Here is a 275-nt window from a genome sequence, read left to right as displayed (position 1 = left end):
CTTCCAGCACCCGGGAGGTCAGAGCAAGGACCGCGTCCTCGCCGGCGCCCCCGACGGCTTCCAGGACGGCCACGGCCGGAGCTCCTGCGCCGCCGGCCAGGGCCGCCACCTCGTCAGCGGTGGCCACCGGCACCCACGAAGGAGCGACCCCGCCACCCTGTGCCCGGGACAGCTCCGTCCACTCCACCTGGAACAGCGAGTCGGCAACCGCCGTGCCCGCCGCACTCTCCAACTGCTCGGCGGACACCGCCCGGGACACCAGCGAGTCCAGGGTC

The 275-nt window shown here is 74.5% G+C and carries 1 protein-coding gene; it reads right to left on the bottom strand.

Annotated elements, in window-relative coordinates:
* Positions 1 to 275, bottom strand: a 275-nt coding sequence (locus tag IF09_RS41480; RefSeq protein WP_037637277.1) for a hypothetical protein, incomplete at both ends; no start/stop codon positions are given.

The sequence above is a fragment of the Streptomyces katrae genome (genome assembly GCF_000717655.1).
Taxonomy (GTDB): Bacteria; Actinomycetota; Actinomycetes; order Streptomycetales; family Streptomycetaceae; genus Streptomyces; species Streptomyces katrae_B.
The sequence above is the reverse complement of the archived record's forward strand: the minus strand, read 5'-3'. Positions and strand labels throughout refer to the sequence as shown.